This window comes from Dactylosporangium maewongense, assembly GCF_039531485.1.
In the GTDB taxonomy this organism is placed as follows: domain Bacteria; phylum Actinomycetota; class Actinomycetes; order Mycobacteriales; family Micromonosporaceae; genus Dactylosporangium; species Dactylosporangium maewongense.
The window spans coordinates 376,409-392,142 of the sequence record NZ_BAAAQD010000012.1; the positions used below are offsets into that span (position 1 = coordinate 376,409).

A 15,734-nucleotide genomic window follows, 5' to 3' on the forward strand; every position below is an offset into this window, starting at 1 on the left:
TTGCCGCCGGTTCGCGGCGCGTGGCAAGCTCGCCGCACGTCGTCGGCCCGTGGGAGCAGCGCTGTGGTGCGGATCGGTCTGCTCGGTGGGGTGCGCGTCACCACCGACGACGGCGAGCCTGTCGACATCGGCTCCGCGAAGACCCAGACGCTCCTGGCCGCGCTCGCCCTCTCCCCCGGCACGCCGCTGCCCCAGTCGCGCCTGGTGGACCTCGTGTGGGGCGACGACCCGCCCCGCACCGCGCACAAGACCCTGCAGTGGCACGTCGCGCAGCTGCGCAAGGGGCTCGGCGGGCCGGCGATCACGCGGGTCGGCGACGCGTACCGGCTGGACGTGCCGCCCGACGCCATCGACGTCGCCCGCTTCCGGCGGCACGTCGGCGACGGCGACCCCGGCGCCGCGCTCACCCACTGGGGTGGTTCGCCGCTCGCCGGGCTGGACGCGCCCGGCCTCGCCGGCGCGGTCGCCGGGCTGACCGAGCAGTGGGCGGCGGCCGTCGAGGCCGACCTGGAGCGCCGCGCGGCGGCGGACCCGCGTGGTGTCGTGCCCGCGCTCACCGAGTTCGTCGAGCAGCACCCGCTGCGGGAGCGCGCGTGGGCGGTGCTGATGACGGCGCTGTTCCGGGCGGGGCGCCAGGCGGACGCGCTCGCCGCGTACCGGCGCGCCCGCCATCACCTCGTCACCGAGCTCGGCGTCGAGCCCGGCCCCGAACTGCGCGCCGCCGAGGCGCAGATCCTCGCCCACGACGAGCGGCTCCGCGGCGCCGCGTCCTCGACCGCGCTGTTCGGGCGCGACCAGGACCTGGCGGCGACCCTCGACGCCATCGCCGCGGCGCCGGTCGTGACGCTGGTGGGGCCCGGCGGGATCGGCAAGACCCAGCTCGCCCTGGCGGCGGCGGGCGCCTCCGGGGGCGACCACTGGTTCGTCGAGCTGGCCGGGATCGTTTCGCCGTCGGATGTACCGCAGGCCGCCGCCGACACGATGAACCTCCCGCACCGCCCGGGGCAGACCCTCACCCAGTCGATCGTCACGGCCCTGCGCACCGGTCCCGCGCTGCTGGTCCTCGACAACTGCGAACACGTCCTCGACGGCGCCGCCGCCCTCGCCCAGGCCGTCGCCGCCGGCTGCCCCGCCGCGCGGGTCCTCGCCACGTCGCGGGAGCGGCTCGGCCTGTCCGGTGAGCGGGTCCTCGCCGTCGGCCCCCTCGCACCGCACGCCGCCGTGTCGCTGTTCCACGCCCGGGCCACGGCCGCCGACCGCACCTACGACCCGCAGGCCCACCCGGCCGCCGTCGCGGAGCTGTGCCACCGGCTCGACGGCATCCCCCTCGCCATCGAGCTGGCCGCCGCCCGCACGGTCAGCCACCGCCCGCCGGATCTCGTCGCCCGCCTCGACGACCATCTGCGCGCCACCGGCGCCCGCCGCACCGGCACCCCGCGCCACCGCACCCTGCGCGCCGCCGTCCAGTGGTCGTTCGACCTGCTCACCCCCGCCGAGCAGGTCCTGTTCCAGCAGCTGTCGGTCTTCGCCGGTGGGTTCGACCTGCCGGCCGCGGTCGCCGTGACCGACGTCGCCGACGTTGCCGACGTGGACGACGTGCTCGCGGACCTCGTCGGCCGGTCGATGCTCACGGTCGCGTTCGGCCCGGACGGCAGGCGCTTCCGGCTGCTGGAGACCATGCGGCAGTTCGCGGCCGAGCGGCTGCGCGAGCGCGGGCACACCGACCTGGTCGCCGCGCGGCACGCCCAGTGGTGCGTGGGCGCGGTCGGTGCCGTCCACCGCCTGCTCACCGGCCCGGACGAGGCGCTGGGCGTCGCCCGGCTCGCCGAGCTCTGGCCGGACCTGCGCTCCGCGGTCGTCCGGGCCCGCACGACCGCGGACGTCGCCCTCGCCGACGCGCTGGTCCGCCCGCTCGTCACGGAGCTGCCGCTGCGCGGCCGGCAGGAGCTCGGCGACTGGGCCGAGCACATCCTGGACCTCACCACGGCGCACGACGGTGACCTGCGCGCGTTCTGGCTGCTCTGGGCCGCCGAACGGCACACGCAGCAGGCCGACCCGGAGGCCTACCGGCGCCTCGCGGACCGGTACGCCGCACCGGACCTGCCGCTGTGCCGCTGGGCGTCCGCGTACGCCACCGGCGACGGCCCGGGGCTGCGGGAGTGCCTGCCGGACGCGGTCGGCGCGCTGCACCGGCAGGACGAGCCGTACCTGGCCGCGTTCCTGAGCATGACGTCGGCGGGGCCGCTGCTCGGCATCGGCCGCTTCGCGGAGGTGGACGCCGCCGTCGGCGCGCTCACGGACCGGCACCGCGCCGCCGGCCCGCCGACCCTCCTGCACTGGGCGCTGCAGACCCTGGCCTACTCCGCCGCGTTCCAGGGCCGCTCCGACGACTCGTCCCGCTACTTCGACGAGGCCGCACGCGTCGACGTCCCGGCCGGCACGCTGTCGGCGAACGCCACCGCCGAGGCCCGGTCGGCGTTCCGGCGCGGGGAGCGGCAGCGGGCGCTGCGACTCCTGCTGTCCTATGTGGACGAGCTCCTCGACACCGCGAACGTCGTCGCCGCGAGCGTCGTGTGCATCGAGTTCGTCAACATGACCGCGGCCCTCGGGCTGCTCGCGGAGGCCTCCCGCATGTACGGGTACCTCGCCTCGGCGAACGACTTCGGCGCGATGGCCGCCCGTACCCTCGTGCCGATGGCGCCGGCGCTCACGGTCGACGCCGCGGCGCGCGTCGACGACCGCACCGCGCTGCTCTACATGCGTGAGGTGCTGACCGGCCTGGTGACCTGATGGACCTGCAACCGTCGGAGCTGGCGCTGCGGGACTGGGTGCGGACCCGCCTGAACGCGTCCATCATCCGCGAGATCGCCGCCCTCGACTACGGCATGCGGGTCGACGGGCACCGGCGCGCGATCGAGGAGCTGCTGGTCGCCCGGCGCCTGCCCGACGAACTGGAGTGGGAGCCGGGCGAGGTGCTCTCGCTGTGCGCCTCCACCCCCATCGCCGACCGCCACCCGGTGCCCGGCTCCGCCGGCTGGCGCGCCCACGTCGCGCGGCTGTTCGCCTGCACGATACTCACCCGCACCGGTGAGGCCGCCCACCTCAGCTCGCTGGTCGAGTCGGCGCTGGACCTCGGCCCCGAGGCGACCGCGCAGGCCGCGCGCTTCCTCGCCTGGTGCCGCATCCACACCCCGGGCCGCTGGCGCGACGAGCCCGTGTCGCGGCCGTTCCTCACGTTGGGGCTGCTGCTGATGTACGACGACCCGCGGCTGCACGACGAGTTCGCCGACGAGGTGCGCGCGGCGGTCCCGGTCGAGCTCTGGTGGGCCGACGACACCCCGTCGGCGCCGCTGAAGGAGGCCACCGGCGGCCCTGCGTGGCGGGTCTGGCGCTCGCTCGTCGACCGCCACACCGAGCACGCCCTTCTGCGGTCGTGGTTCCGGCTCGACGTCAGTCGCTGACCCCGAGGTGCAGCAGCCAGACCCGGCCGCCCGCGAGGACGACCAGGTCGACGTAGGCCGCCTCGTACCAGCCGCGACACTCGACCGTGAGCTCCCACGCCTCGGCGCTGCCCGGCCACAACCGCGCCAGCAGCGCCGTCACCCACGCGGCCAGCCCGTCGGCGACCGCCCGCGGTGCCGCCGTCCCGGCCCAGGCGTCCGGCTGCCGCGTCGGCACGAAGAACCCCGGCAGCGCCGCACCGACCACTGTGGACCAGTCGACCGGCGCCAGCCCGGCGACCGTACAGTCCTGCGGCAGCAGCGCCTGCACGCTCGCCGGGACACCGCCGGCCACGAGCGGCGCGTCGTCAAGCGTGAACGTGCACGCGTGGTCGGCCTCCTCGAGAAGGTCCTCGAGGACCTTCAACGCGTGCCGGACCATGTCGGGCACCGCGTCGATCCGTGCGTTGCGGCCCGCCGACAGCGCCGCCCAGTCGAATCCCGTCACGCGAGCCACGGTAGCGGGCATCCAGTGCTGCAGCTGGGGTTGTCTCCGCCAGGTGCTGCCAACCCTGACGAGTCCTCCAGTACAGGAGCGACAACGCCGTTGCGTCAGCCGATGGCCGGATCGGTCAAGGGACCGAGGAAGCCACCCAGCGGATCACCACCGAGACAACCACCCTTAAGCAGCGGGTCCGTCAACTAGTCGCCGAGAGCCGCACCCTCGACGAACGACTCAAGGGTGCCCGCTTCAACCTGCGTTTGCTGCACGAGCTGGTCGGTCGGCAGGGCCCGACAACCGCGGCGCAGGTGGACCCGGCAGCTGGGCGTCAGCCAGGCGTTGGCCTCCCACCACCTGCATCAGCTCGCCAGGTACGACCCGCGGTGGCAGCGCAACGCCGGCGTCGCCCACAGCCTGGTCTACCAGTTCTTCATCACCGCCGAGGCAGCCATGGTGCCCCACCCGCACACCATGCGATCCGCGAGCTCACCCACGGCGCGCGAATCGCCACACACCACCCAGTGCTGCGCCTCCTCCTCCTTTCGTGCTGATCATCGGATTGGGCGAGGCGATCATGGGCACACTCATGGCCCGTTCGTCCGCGACATCCTGCACGGCGATGCCGAAGCCTACGGTCTGATCCTGTCCAGCCAGGCCGTCGGCGGCCTCATCGTCGCCGCCGCTGGAAACCGCTTCTCGCCACGCCACCTTCTCGGCTACGGCGCCCTCGCCTTCGGCGGGCTGGACCTGGCGCTGTTCCTCTACCCGCTCCAGACCCAGGCGCTCTGGCCGGCGTTCGTCCTTCTGGTCGCGGCGTTCCTGGCTTACCGCCACATAGATCGCAACATGTCGCTACCGTGCGAAACCCCGATTGTGGTGTCCAATACCCGTACCACGGGCGCGGTACGGTGGGCGGCGTGGAGCTGGCCGGTGGACTGGTGGTGCGGGCGGCGCGGCCCGCGGATCTCGAACAGATCGGGGTGCTGCTCGCCGACCGTGGTGAGCCCGCCGACCGGCAGGACCACCGGCTGGTGGTCGAGGACGCCGACGGTGGGTTCGACGCGTGCGGGGTGGTCGTCGACGGGGACCGGGTCGTGTCGACGGCGACGCTGCTGGACGAGACCGTCGTCCTCGGCGGGGTGGCGATCCCGGCGGGGCAGGTGGAGCTGGTCGCGACCGATCGCGAGTACGAGGGGCGCGGGCTCGTCCGGGCGCTGATGGGCTGGGCGCACGAGCGGTCCGCCGCCCGCGGGCACCTGCTGCAGGTGATGATCGGGATCCCGTACTTCTACCGGCAGTTCGGCTACCAGTACAGCATCCCGATCCCGCACAGCAGGCCGGTCCACACCGTGCCGGCGATGCCCGCCGGGTGTGCGGTGCGGGTCGCGGGGCCGGACGACATCGCGGCGATGGCGCGGCTGCAGGACGCGGTGCAGCGTGCGTACGACGTGAGCATGCCGCACTCGCCGCTGTGCTGGCGGGCGCTCGTCGCACGGGCGGGCAGCAGCCAGGTCGTCGTGGAGCGGGCCGGGCGGATGATCGGCACGGGCCGGGTCACGCCGCCGGACGAAGGCGTGGTGCTGGGCGAGGTCGGCGCCACCGAACCGGACGCGGTCGCCGCGCTGCTCGCCCACGCCGCCACGCTCGCGGGCGGCGAACCGTTCTCGGCGAAGGACCGCGGCGGCCTTCTCCACCCGTACCTCGCGCCGCCCTCACCCGAGGCGAACGACTACTACCTGCGCATCCCCGACGTCGCGGCGCTGCTCGACCACCTCAGGCCCGTACTGTCGGCGCGCCTGCGCCACCACGACGGCGAGGACGACGTCGTCGTGTCGTTCTTCAGCCGGCACGTCCGGCTGCGGCGGGCCGGCGGCGCGGTGACCGAGGTCGTCGCGGGCGGCCCGATGCAGGGCCCCGCCTCGCACGGCGGCGCGGGCGTGGCGCCGGACCTCGTCGGCCCACTGCTCTTCGGCCCCCACGGCATCGAGGGCCTCGCCGCCTGGCACGCCGACGTCTACCCCGGCCCGAACGCCGACCTGATGCGGTCACTGTTCCCACCGGTGACAGCGGACCTGCTCACGTTCTACCTGCCGTGACGAGACCCGGGCCGGCAAGCGGCCGCGAAGGGTACGGTCGGCGGATGCCCGAACTCATCGCGCCCGATGCCGGCCTGCACAGCGCCTGGCTCGAGGCGCACGCGGAGTGGGGCCCCGGCACGCACGAGGACGGGTTCGGTCTCGCACCCACCGACGACGTGCACTCTCCCGCCGGCTTCGCCACGTGGGTCGCCCGCCTCGCCACCCGCTCGGTGCCGGACGGTACGGGCCGCCACCGCTGCCGGCACCGCTGGATCGTCGAGGACGGCCGCGTGCTCGGGGCGATCGCGCTGCGCCACGGTGACGACGACTACGTGCGGTGGGCCGGCCACATCGGGTACGGCATCCGCCCCACCGCCCGGCGGCGCGGCCTCGCCACGTGGGCGCTCGCCCGTACCCTCGCCGACGCCCGCGGCCTCGGTCTGACCGGGCTCTTCACCGTGTGCGCCGTCGACAACGAGGCCTCGGCGAAAACCCTGGAGCGCGCCGGCGGCGTCTTCGAAGGCATCCGCGACACGCCGTTCGGGCCGGTCCGCCGGTACGGTTTCGCGTCATGACCCCGCACACCGTCACGCACCCGGTCTTCGGCACGGTCGAGTTCGACCCGGCCGGCCGTTCGTGTCAGTGGGAGACGACGACTGGCACGGTCCGTGTGGACCTGACGTTCGACGGCGCCACGATCGCCGCCCCGGCGCTGGACGAGGTCGCCCCGTTCATCACGGACCTCGCCACCTTCGACGCCCACGCCCGCGCCGCCATCGAGGACGACGTCGACGCCGTCCTCGGCGACTACCTCGACTTCGACGGCGCCGACGCGCTGCCGCACACCACCCCCGACGTGTTCCCGGCGGCGCTGCACCTGGTCCGCGTCGGCCTGTACCCCGGCGACCCCGTGACCGGCGCGGTCTTCGACTACACCCTCGGCGAGGACCTCACCGACCACCTCGTCGCCGTCCGCTTCGGCCCCGGCCGCACGGTCGACGACGTCGCGGTGGAGAGCTGACCGACCACCGGGGCGAAACCCCGGTTGACTCTCCCATGGTGGGAGAGTCGAAGGTGTGGGAGTGGATGGCGACGGGCTGTGGAGCATCGGGGAGCTGGCGAGGCGGACCGGGCTGCCGGTGAAGGTGGTCCGGCACTGGTCGGACATCGGGGTGGTGCCGGCGACGGGGCGGAGCACGGGCGGGTACCGGCGGTTCGACGCACAGGCGCTCGCGCGGCTGGAGCTGGCGCGGACGCTGCGGGAGCTGGGGCTCGGGATGGCGGCGATCCGGGAGGTCGTCGACCGGGAGCGGAGCATCGCCGAGGCGGCCGCCGTGCACGCCGACGCGATCGAGGTGCAGGTGCGGTCGCTGCGGTTGCAGCAGGCGGTGCTGCGGTCCGTCGCGCGGCGGGCCGCGACCGCCGAGGAGCTCGCCGAGCTCAGCCGGCTGGCGCGGCTGTCCGCCGCGGAGCGCACCGCGGTCGTGCACGGGTTCGTGCAGGAGGCCGTCGGCGGGCTGGACGTGCCGACGTATCGGGAGGGGCTGCTCGCGGCGACGCCCGACCTGCCCGAACAGCCGACCGACGAGCAGCTCGACGCGTGGCTCGAGCTCGCCGGGCTGGTACGGGCACCCGCACTACGGGTGGCGCTCGCGCGGATGGCCGCGTACGCCGCCGAGCACGCGCCCGGCGAGCACGACAAGGAGGACCTGGCGGCGATCGAGCGGCTCACGGACCTGTGGGTGGAGCGGGTCACGGCGGCGATGGACGCCGGCGTCATGCCCGACTCACCCGCGGCGGACCCGGTCGTCGCCGGCATCGTCGAGGCGTGGATCCCGACGCAGGCCCGGACCGGCCTGGAAGTCAACGGTGACGGCGAGGCGGCGCGGGCGGGGCTGCTGGAGCAGCTGGAGGTCGCCGCGGACGCCGGGGTCGAACGGTACTGGCAGCTGCTCTGCGTCATCAACGGCTGGCCGGTCCGGCCCAGCATCGCCGCGCCCGGCCGGTGGTTGACGACCGCACTACGGGCGAACCCGGCACCCGGCGCCCGTACCGCCGCCATCGCCGCGGTCCTGGAGGAGGACGGCGACCCGGAGGCGATGCTCGCCGCCTGCGAACAGGTCCTGGCGGCGGTGGGCGCGATCGTCGCCGAGGTGCCCGCCGACCGGTTCCGCGACGGCACGCCGTGCGCCGGCTGGGACGTACAGACGCTGCTGAACCATCTCGTCTACGAGAACCTGCTGTGGACCGGCCTCGCCACCGGCGCGCCGCGCGGGGACTTCGACGCCGACCATCTCGGCGGCGACCACGCCGCGGCGTTCCGGTCCGCCGCCGGCGGCACCCTCGCCGCGTTCCGGCGGCCGGGGATGCTGCGGGAGCGGTTCGGGCCGGCGCCCGGCTGGCGCCTGGTCGAGCAGGTCGTCATCGAGATGCTCGTGCACGGCTGGGACCTGGCCCGGGCGCTCGGCCGGCCGACGGACCTCGTGCCGGACGTCGCCGAGGCGGTGCTGCCGGCGGTACGGGCGATGTACGGCGACCTGCCCCGTACCCCCGGCGGGTCGTTCGGCCCGGAACAGCCTCCGCCCGCGGGCGCGACCGCCGCGGACCGGCTCGCCGCCTACCTCGGGCGCCGCCCCTGACGCGGGTCAGCCGCCCTTCTGCTCGGTGGCCGGCGGGCGCAGGCGCACGGCGACGATCGTGGCGCCCTTGCCGTCGTACGCGGTGATGAGCGGATACCGGTCGTCGGGCAGCGGCGTGGTGCGCCCCTCGCCGGCCGGGACGTTCTGCGGGATGGGCTTGCCGTGCCGCTGCACCCAGAAGATGGTGACCGCCGGGTTCCTGCTCCACTTCGCGTACTTCGCCTCGACCGTCTTGCCCTCGGCCTGGCTGGTGACGCGGGTGGCCTCGGCCCACACGGCGCCGAGCTCGACGAGCGTGCCGTCGGGCGTGACGCACTGCATGAGCCCGAACACCCGCCCCGGCTCGACCGGACCCCACTCGGCCATGTACCCGGTGCCGCCGGCGCAGATGGTGTCGACGCGGACCTCGCCCGTACCGGTGTCACGCCACGCCTGGTCCAGGTACGGGCGCTCCGGCGCGCCCCAGAAGTACAACACCATCTCCTTGCCCTTGATCACGACCCCGGTCGGCACGGTGTCGCCGACGGGCAGCGCGCTGGGATTGACGGTGATCGGCACCGGCGACGGCGTCACGGGCCCGCCGGCCTGCTCCCCGCCGGTCTTCGCCGCGCACGCGGCCGCCCCCACGACCATCAGGCAGGTCGCGACGACGCCGCTCACCGCGATGACAACCTTGCGCATGCGAACCTCCTCGGCCGTGCCCCGTGCATCCAATGACGAGGTGGTGGCCGTCGATGGTTGCATCGACCGTTACTGGTCGCCGTGCATCACCAGGACGAGAGAAGCCGTCGGCGCCGTCTCGGTCGTCCGCAGGCACCACGCGGCGAGCAGCTCCAGGGAGTCGGCGAGCTCCTCGCGGACGTCGTAGGCGTCCTCCAGCGGGTCGCCGTCCGGGTCGGTGAACGCGTCGTCGGGCAGCTCCTCCAGCCGCTCCCGCCACCCGCTCGCCTCGAGCTCGGTGGTGAGCGCCGCCGGCGGCAGCTCCGTCACCACCGGCCACGTCGGACCGCCGACGTTGGACGTCCCCCAGAGCTGCGCGAGGGTCGGCAGGCTCAGCGCGTCGAGGACCGGCCGCCAGTCGAGGAACATGGTTTCCTGCAGCCAGATGGTGCGCTGCTCGTACACCGGGACCCCGATGGAAACGACGACCTCTGCGAGCGAGGCGCCCGTGCCGCCCTCGGCCGCCAACCGGTCCATGGCGACGGCGAACCCGCGCACCTCACGCTCCGACACAACCTGAACGATAGCGTCCGGGCGTCACGCCGGCGCGGGCAGGAGGACCTGGTCCAGCAGATTGAACGGGGTCCGCCACTGCTCGGGGTGGTCGTAGTTGCCGGCGGTGACCGCCACGACGAGGTCCAGCTCCGGCACCACCGCGAGGCGCTGACCGCCGTTGCCCGCGGCCTGCGCCACCGAGCGGCCGGCGACGGACTCGAGGTACCACTGGTAGCCGTACCCGGCGCCCCAGTCGGTCGTGCAGCGCGGCTCCAGCATCGCGCGGATCCACGCCCCGGGCACGACCTGCTTGCCGTCATGCGTTCCCTGGTGCAGGACGACCTCGCCGATCCTGGCCAGGTCGCGCGGCGCGAGCCGCAGCCCCGACGCCGCCGACGCGACCCCGTCCAGGCCTTCGATCCACTCGAACCGCTCGATGCCCAGCGGCTCGAACAGCCTGGCCCGCGCGTACTCCGGCAGCGGCCGGCCGGTCCCGTCGGCGATCAGCCGGCCGAGCAGGGCGCTCGCGCCGCCGCAGTACGCCCACCTGGTGCCGGGCGGCTCCTGGATCGGCCGCTCCAGCACGTACCGGTACCGGTCCGGCGCCAGCTCCATCGCGATCTCGGCGTTGGCCGGACTGTCGTACGGGATGTCCTCCCGCCACTCGAGCCCGAGCGTCATCGTCAGCGCGTGGCCCACCGTGAGCCGCGCCCGCTCCGGGTCGGCGCCGAGATCCCCGTACTCCGGGAACTGCCGCAGCAGCGGCGCGTCAGGCTCGGGCACGCACCCCTCCCCGAGCGCGATCCCGTACAGCAGCGCCGTCACGCTCTTCGTCACCGACCGCAGGTCGTGCAGCGTGTCCGGCCCGAACTCGACCACCCCGAGCGACCGGTTCCAGCTCCGGTCCGCCCCTCGCCCGTAGTACTCCAGGACCGTCTCACCGCCACGCACCGCCACGACCCCGTGCAACCCGTCCAGCTGCCCGCCCTCAAGCGCCTCGTCCAGCGTCACCATGCGCACAGGCTTAGCACCCCCAGGCCCCACATTTCGACCCCGCGGCCCGTGGCAGGCTGGAGGGGATGAAATCGGTCGGGGCGTTCTCAGGGCTGGGTGTGCTGTGCGTCGCGGCGTCGGTCGTGTTGTACGGGCTGCTGCACGTGCTGCCGCCGTCGGCGGGGCTGGACTGGACGAGCCGCACGATCAGCCAGTACGCGCTGCTGTCCAACGGCTGGGTGTTCGACGTGGCGACGCTGCTGCTCGCGGCCGGATCGGTCGCGGTCGTGGTGGCGCTGCGGCGGGCCGGGCTGGTGCGCCGGGGCGCCACGGTGGCGCTGCTGCTGTGGGTGGTGGGGCTGGTCGGCGTGGTCTGGTTCGAGAAGCACAACTGGGCGTCGGGGCCGTCGCTGAGCGGTGACGTGCACCGCGCGGCGAGCCTGGTCGCGTTCCTCAGCCTGCCGGCCGGCGCGCTCCTCGCGGCGGCGCCCTGGCTCCGCGACACCGCGGCGCGCCTTGTCGCGCTCGGCGGGGTGGTGTCGCTGCTGTGCTTCTCGCCCATCCTCTGGGCGCTGGTGTCCGAGTCGTGGACCGGGGTGCGCTGGTGGCGGGCGATCCCCCTCGGCGGCGTGGAGCGCGCGCTCGGCCTCGCCGAGGTCGCAACCGTGCTGCTCCTGGCCTGGTGGGCGGGGCGCACCACCCGCCAACGGGAGTGAGACCCGCTACCCATCTCGTTCCGTCTGGCGCGGCCGGCGGCTGAACGTCGTCGGGTATGGCGGGGGCGCCGGTTCCAGTCGTTGACGCTGCGCCGACCCGGATCTGCATAGCGGGCGCGGGGACCGCCGACGATCCCCGCGCCCGGTTGTGCCGTTCAGACCGCTAGCTGGCGTACACCTCGAACTCCAGCAGCGAGTAGCCCCACGCCGTGGCGCGGGTGGTGCCGTTGATGCGCACGTAGCGGCCCGTGGCGGCGAGGCCGGTGTTGTCGTCGACGCCACCGTCGCCGCCGGTCACGGAGCGGACCGTCGTCCAGTTCGTCCCGTCGGCCGAGGTCTGGATCTGGTACGCGGAGCCGTACGCGGCCTCCCAGGTGAGCTTCACCCGGCCGATCGCGTACGACTGGCCGAGGTCGACCCGAATCCACTGCGGGTCCGCGAAGGCACTCGACCAGCGGGTGGTCAGCGAGCCGTCGACGGCCGCCGATGCCGGGGTCCCGGCGTTCTCGACGCTGGACGCCGTCGCCGGCTTGTTCAGCGCGAGGTTGGTGGCGGGCGGCTGGGTGACCGTCCCGCCGTACACCTCGAACTCGAACAGCGAGTAGCCGTAGGCCGTGCCGCGCGCGGTGCCGTTGATGCGCACGTAGCGGCCCGTGCCGGTGAGGCCGGTGTTGTCGTCGACGCCACCGTTCTCGCCGGTCACCGTCTTGATGGTGGTCCAGGTCGTGCCGTCGGCGGACGTCTGGATCTGGTACGCCGAGCCGTATGCCGCCTCCCAGGTGAGCTTCACCCGGTTGATGGAGTACGACTGGCCGAGGTCGACCCGGATCCACTGCGGGTCGGAGAAGGCGCTCGCCCACCGCGTCGTCAGCGAGCCGTCGACGGCCGCCGACGCCGGGGTGCCGGCGTTCTCCACGCTGGACGCCGTCACCGGCTTGTTCAGCGCCAGGTTCGACGACGGCGGCTGGGTCGTGCCAGAGGTGAACGTGAAGTCGTCGATGTCGAACAACGACCCCGCGCCGCCGGTGAACACCAGGTACAGCGCAGATGTGCCGGACGGTGGGCTGATCGTCCCGGTGACGTCGACCCAGGTCTCCCAGCCGCCGGTCGGGGCGACCTGCACGGTGCCGGCCACCGGGCCGGTCGGCGAGCCGGTCCGCACGGTGATGGTGCCGCCGGTGCCGGCCGAGGCGACCCGCGCCTTGAAGGTGTTGGCGCCGGCCAGGTTGTAGGTGTTGAAGGAGATCCAGTCGCCGTTCTCGATGTAGCCGACGGCGTTGCCGCCGTGCGCGCTGGCCTTGGCGGCGAGCTGGACGCCGTTCATCGTGTTGTAGTGCTCGGCCTGCCGGGTCCGTGGCTGCAGCTGGTGCTGGTCCTGGACCGCGGTGCCGCTGACCGGCGTGTACACGGCGGCCATGACCCCGAAGATGTTCGAGCTGGGGTCGTGCTCACCGTCCACTGTGGTCTGGATCGACCCGGTGCAGCCGTTCTTGCTGGTGATCGGGTGACCGTGACTGTCGTGGCCCAGAACGTAGTTGACCACGACCCGGTTGCAGTCGATGGTGCCGGCGTTGGGATCGGTGACCCTCACCTCGAACGGCACCAGGTCGCCGAACTGGAACAGCGAGCCGTCGGCCGGGGTGATGAGCTGGATCGTCGGCCTGCCGACCCCGACGACGACACTGGCCGTCGCGGTCCTGCCGCCGGTGTCCCGCACCGTCAGCGTCGCGGTGTACTCGCCGTTCGTGGGGTACGTGAACGTCGGGTTGGCCGCGGTGGAGTCGGTGCTGCCGTTGGTGGTGAAGTCCCAGGCGTACGTGATCGCGTCGCCGTCCGGGTCGTTGCTGCCGGCCGAGCTGAACTGCACGGTCAGCGGCGCCGCCCCGGAGGACGGGGTCGCCGCGGCCTGGGCGATCGGTGCCCGGTTGCCGCCGCTGTTGTACTCGATGCGGTAGAGCGCCGAGTTGGCGTCGCCGCCGAACCAGGTGGTGCCGTAGTCGAGCACGTACAGGGCGCCGTCCGGCCCGAACTCCATGTCCATGATGGCGGTGCCGGTCCACGGGATCTGGGTGATCGCGCCGGCCGTGCCGTTGGTGTTGATGGCGGCCGCCTTGATCCAGCGGCTGGTGAACTCACCGAGGAAGACCTGGCCGTTGTACTGGGCCGGGAACTTCACGTCGGAGACCAGGTTCGGGTTGAAGTTGTAGACCGGGCCGGCCATGGGGCCGCCGCCGCCCAGCTCGGGCCGCCACGGGCCCTGTCCGCCGTACGGCAGCCAGGCGGCCTGCGACGCCGGCAGGGTGGTGATGCCGGTGTTGTTCCGCGAGTTGTTCGTCGGCCCGCCGGCGCAGTTGTACGGCCCGGACGACGGCCCAGTGGGGAACGTGTACTCCTGGTACGGGGTGTTGTAGTTGGAGCAGTACGGCCAGCCGAAGAAGCCCGGCTGGGTGATCCGCTCGAACGAGACCGTTCCCGCCGGTCCGCGGTTCGGGTCGGCGGATCCGGCGTCGGGGCCGTAGTCGCCGAGGTAGACGACCCCGGTGGCCTTGTCGACGCTCATCCGGAACGGGTTGCGGAAGCCCATGGCGTACACCTCGGGCTTGGTGTTCGGCGTGCCCGGGGCGAACATGTTGCCGGCCGGGATGGTGTACCCGCCCGTGGCGCCCGGCTTGATCCGCAGCACCTTGCCGCGCAGGTCGTTGCTGTTGCCCGAGGTACGCTGCGCGTCGTAGGCGGGGTTGCGGTCGGCCCGCTCGTCCAGCGGCGCGTAGCCGCCGGAGTCGAACGGGTTGCTGTCGTCGCCGGTGGACAGGTACAGGTTGCCCGCGGCGTCGAAGTCGATGTCACCGCCGACGTGGCAGCACAGCCCACGGCTGGTCGGCACGTCGAGGATCGTCACCTGCGAGTTCGGGTCGATCGTGTAGTCGTCCCGCACGGTGAACCGGGCCAGCTTGTTGGAGCCGTTGAACGGCGCGAACTGCGCCGCCGTGCCGGTGGACGGGGCGTCGCCGGCCGGGGTGCTGAGCGGTGGCGCGTAGTAGACGTACACCCACTTGTTGGTGGCGAAGTTCGGGTCCGCCTTGATGCTCTGCAGACCCTCCTCGTCGTGGGTGTAGACCTGCAGCGTCAGGGCGACCTTCGTGTTGCCGTTGACGTCGGTGTACCGGATGACGCCGTCGCGCGCGGTGTGCAGCACGCCCCGGTTCGGCAGGACGGTGAGGCCCATCGGCTCGCCGGTCTCCGCCACGCCCTTGGCCAGGTTCACCTGGCTGAACGTGCCGACGGCGGACTGCACCGAGCAGTTGCCGATGTTCTGCGCGGCGTACTTGATGCCGCCGAGCAGGTGGGTGCGGAAGTTCGCCTCGGTGTAGCTCTCCTGGGTGTGGCCGAGGCCGGTGTACCAGGAGCGGCCGCCGTCATAGGCGCGGCACCACGAGATCGGGTGGTCGCCGTTCATCGTGCCGCCGGTGTACGTGGCCTCGTTGAGGTTGGCCAGGACGTGCACCTGCGAGCGCGGGTTGGTGCGGTAGTTGTACAGCTCGTCGGTGCGGTTCCAGTTCGCCGGGATGCCGACGTTGGACGGGTGCGCGGTGTCCTCGATGCGCACCGTCACCGGCTGGATCGCCGGGTGGCTGGAGAAGTAGGCGCCGACAAGGTTGCCGTACCAGGCCCAGTCGTACTCGGTGTCGGCCGCCGCGTGCACGCCGACGTAACCGCCGCCGGCGCGGACGTACCGCTCGAACGCGGCCTGCTGGTTGGCGTCGAGCACGTCGCCGGTGGTCGACAGCCAGATGACCGCCTTGAAGCGGGCCAGGTTCGTGTCGTTGAACTGCGTCGCGTCCTCGGTCGCCTCGACCGTGAAGTTGTTCTGCGTGCCCAGTTGCTGGATCGCGGTGATCCCGGCGGGGATCGCGTCGTGCCGGAACCCCGCGGTCTTGCTGAAGATCAGCACCGAGAAGTCGGCCGCGAATGCCGGGGCGATGTTGAAGCCTGCCGCGGCGAGCACGAGGGCGACGCAGAGCAGCACTCTGCGGAACATGATCGGTTGCACCTCTCCTACGAAGAAAGCAGCGAACGACGTGCGCCGATCACGTCCGATCCCTGATAGGGCTTCCGGTTTGCGGGCACGGTGAAGTGCCGCCCGCTCCGGC

At 73.2% G+C, this 15,734-nt stretch carries 13 protein-coding genes; 7 read left to right on the forward strand and 6 right to left on the reverse strand.

The window, feature by feature from the left end:
• The first annotated feature begins 63 nt into the window (after positions 1-63).
• On the forward strand, positions 64-2,790 hold the full coding sequence (locus tag ABD332_RS29980) for an AfsR/SARP family transcriptional regulator (RefSeq protein ID WP_344505665.1): 2,727 nt from the start codon (positions 64-66) through the stop codon (positions 2,788-2,790).
• Positions 2,790-3,461, forward strand: a complete 672-nt coding sequence (locus ABD332_RS29985; protein ID WP_344505666.1) for a hypothetical protein — start codon at positions 2,790-2,792, stop codon at positions 3,459-3,461. The genes ABD332_RS29980 and ABD332_RS29985 overlap by 1 nt, the downstream gene beginning before the upstream one ends.
• Here ABD332_RS29985 and ABD332_RS29990 read toward each other — a convergent pair.
• Together ABD332_RS29990 and ABD332_RS29995 are read right to left on the reverse strand one after the other, a co-directional pair.
• Positions 3,451-3,948, reverse strand: a complete 498-nt coding sequence (locus ABD332_RS29990) for a hypothetical protein (RefSeq protein WP_344505667.1) — start codon at positions 3,946-3,948, stop codon at positions 3,451-3,453. The two genes, ABD332_RS29985 and ABD332_RS29990, sit on opposite strands and share 11 nt — an antisense overlap.
• 480 nt (positions 3,949-4,428) lie before the next feature.
• Positions 4,429-4,776, reverse strand: coding sequence for a hypothetical protein (locus ABD332_RS29995; RefSeq protein WP_344505668.1), 348 nt, complete (start codon positions 4,774-4,776; stop codon positions 4,429-4,431).
• Between the two features lie 83 nt (positions 4,777-4,859).
• Between ABD332_RS29995 and ABD332_RS30000 the strand changes: the two genes are divergently transcribed.
• From ABD332_RS30000 to ABD332_RS30015, 4 genes are all read left to right on the forward strand, one after another.
• Positions 4,860-6,038, forward strand: coding sequence for a GNAT family N-acetyltransferase (locus ABD332_RS30000; RefSeq protein WP_344505669.1), 1,179 nt, complete (start codon positions 4,860-4,862; stop codon positions 6,036-6,038).
• Positions 6,039-6,082: 44 nt separating this feature from the next.
• Positions 6,083-6,595 carry a GNAT family N-acetyltransferase gene (locus ABD332_RS30005; protein ID WP_344505670.1) on the forward strand — a complete coding sequence of 171 codons (513 nt, stop codon included), beginning with the start codon at positions 6,083-6,085 and terminating at the stop codon, positions 6,593-6,595.
• Entirely contained in the window at positions 6,592-7,041 is a 450-nt protein-coding gene (locus tag ABD332_RS30010) for a DUF2004 domain-containing protein (RefSeq protein ID WP_344505671.1), read from the forward strand. Before ABD332_RS30005 ends, ABD332_RS30010 begins: the two co-directional genes overlap by 4 nt.
• Before the next feature lie 61 nt (positions 7,042-7,102).
• Positions 7,103-8,659: a TIGR03086 family metal-binding protein gene (locus ABD332_RS30015; RefSeq protein WP_344505672.1), complete on the forward strand. Its 1,557-nt coding sequence runs from the start codon at positions 7,103-7,105 to the stop codon at positions 8,657-8,659.
• A 6-nt stretch (positions 8,660-8,665) separates the two neighbouring features.
• On the opposite strand, the gene ABD332_RS30020 is transcribed toward ABD332_RS30015, so the two are convergent.
• From ABD332_RS30020 to ABD332_RS30030, 3 genes are all read right to left on the reverse strand, one after another.
• Positions 8,666-9,340 carry a hypothetical protein gene (locus ABD332_RS30020; protein WP_344505673.1) on the reverse strand — a complete coding sequence of 225 codons (675 nt, stop codon included), beginning with the start codon at positions 9,338-9,340 and terminating at the stop codon, positions 8,666-8,668.
• A 69-nt stretch (positions 9,341-9,409) separates the two neighbouring features.
• A complete protein-coding gene (locus ABD332_RS30025) occupies positions 9,410-9,892 on the reverse strand; it encodes a hypothetical protein (protein ID WP_344505674.1) in 483 nt (160 codons plus the stop codon).
• Positions 9,893-9,916: 24 nt separating this feature from the next.
• The gene (locus ABD332_RS30030; protein ID WP_425552308.1) at positions 9,917-10,888 is read right to left on the reverse strand and encodes a serine hydrolase domain-containing protein; all 972 of its coding nucleotides are present in this window, start codon (positions 10,886-10,888) and stop codon (positions 9,917-9,919) included.
• 65 nt (positions 10,889-10,953) lie between these two features.
• Between ABD332_RS30030 and ABD332_RS30035 the strand changes: the two genes are divergently transcribed.
• On the forward strand, positions 10,954-11,583 hold the full coding sequence (locus ABD332_RS30035; protein WP_344505676.1) for a DUF998 domain-containing protein: 630 nt from the start codon (positions 10,954-10,956) through the stop codon (positions 11,581-11,583).
• A gap of 163 nt (positions 11,584-11,746) precedes the next feature.
• Here the strand turns inward: ABD332_RS30035 and ABD332_RS30040 are convergent, their stop codons facing one another.
• Positions 11,747-15,622 (reverse strand): ThuA domain-containing protein, encoded by a 3,876-nt coding sequence (locus tag ABD332_RS30040; RefSeq protein WP_344505677.1) that lies wholly within the window; start codon positions 15,620-15,622, stop codon positions 11,747-11,749.
• Positions 15,623-15,734 lie beyond the last annotated feature (112 nt).

Excerpts from the sequence above, each read along its gene's own strand:
- ABD332_RS29985 (WP_344505666.1), top strand. The coding sequence starts at position 2,790 with ATGGACCTGCAACCGTCGGAGCTGGCGCTGCGGGACTGGGTGCGGACC.
- ABD332_RS30005 (WP_344505670.1), top strand. The coding sequence starts at position 6,083 with ATGCCCGAACTCATCGCGCCCGATGCCGGCCTGCACAGCGCCTGGCTC.
- ABD332_RS30010 (WP_344505671.1), top strand. The coding sequence starts at position 6,592 with ATGACCCCGCACACCGTCACGCACCCGGTCTTCGGCACGGTCGAGTTC.
- ABD332_RS30020 (WP_344505673.1), bottom strand. The coding sequence starts at position 9,340 with ATGCGCAAGGTTGTCATCGCGGTGAGCGGCGTCGTCGCGACCTGCCTG.
- ABD332_RS30030 (WP_425552308.1), bottom strand. The coding sequence starts at position 10,888 with ATGGTGACGCTGGACGAGGCGCTTGAGGGCGGGCAGCTGGACGGGTTG.
- ABD332_RS30035 (WP_344505676.1), top strand. The coding sequence starts at position 10,954 with ATGAAATCGGTCGGGGCGTTCTCAGGGCTGGGTGTGCTGTGCGTCGCG.
- ABD332_RS30040 (WP_344505677.1), bottom strand. The coding sequence starts at position 15,622 with ATGTTCCGCAGAGTGCTGCTCTGCGTCGCCCTCGTGCTCGCCGCGGCA.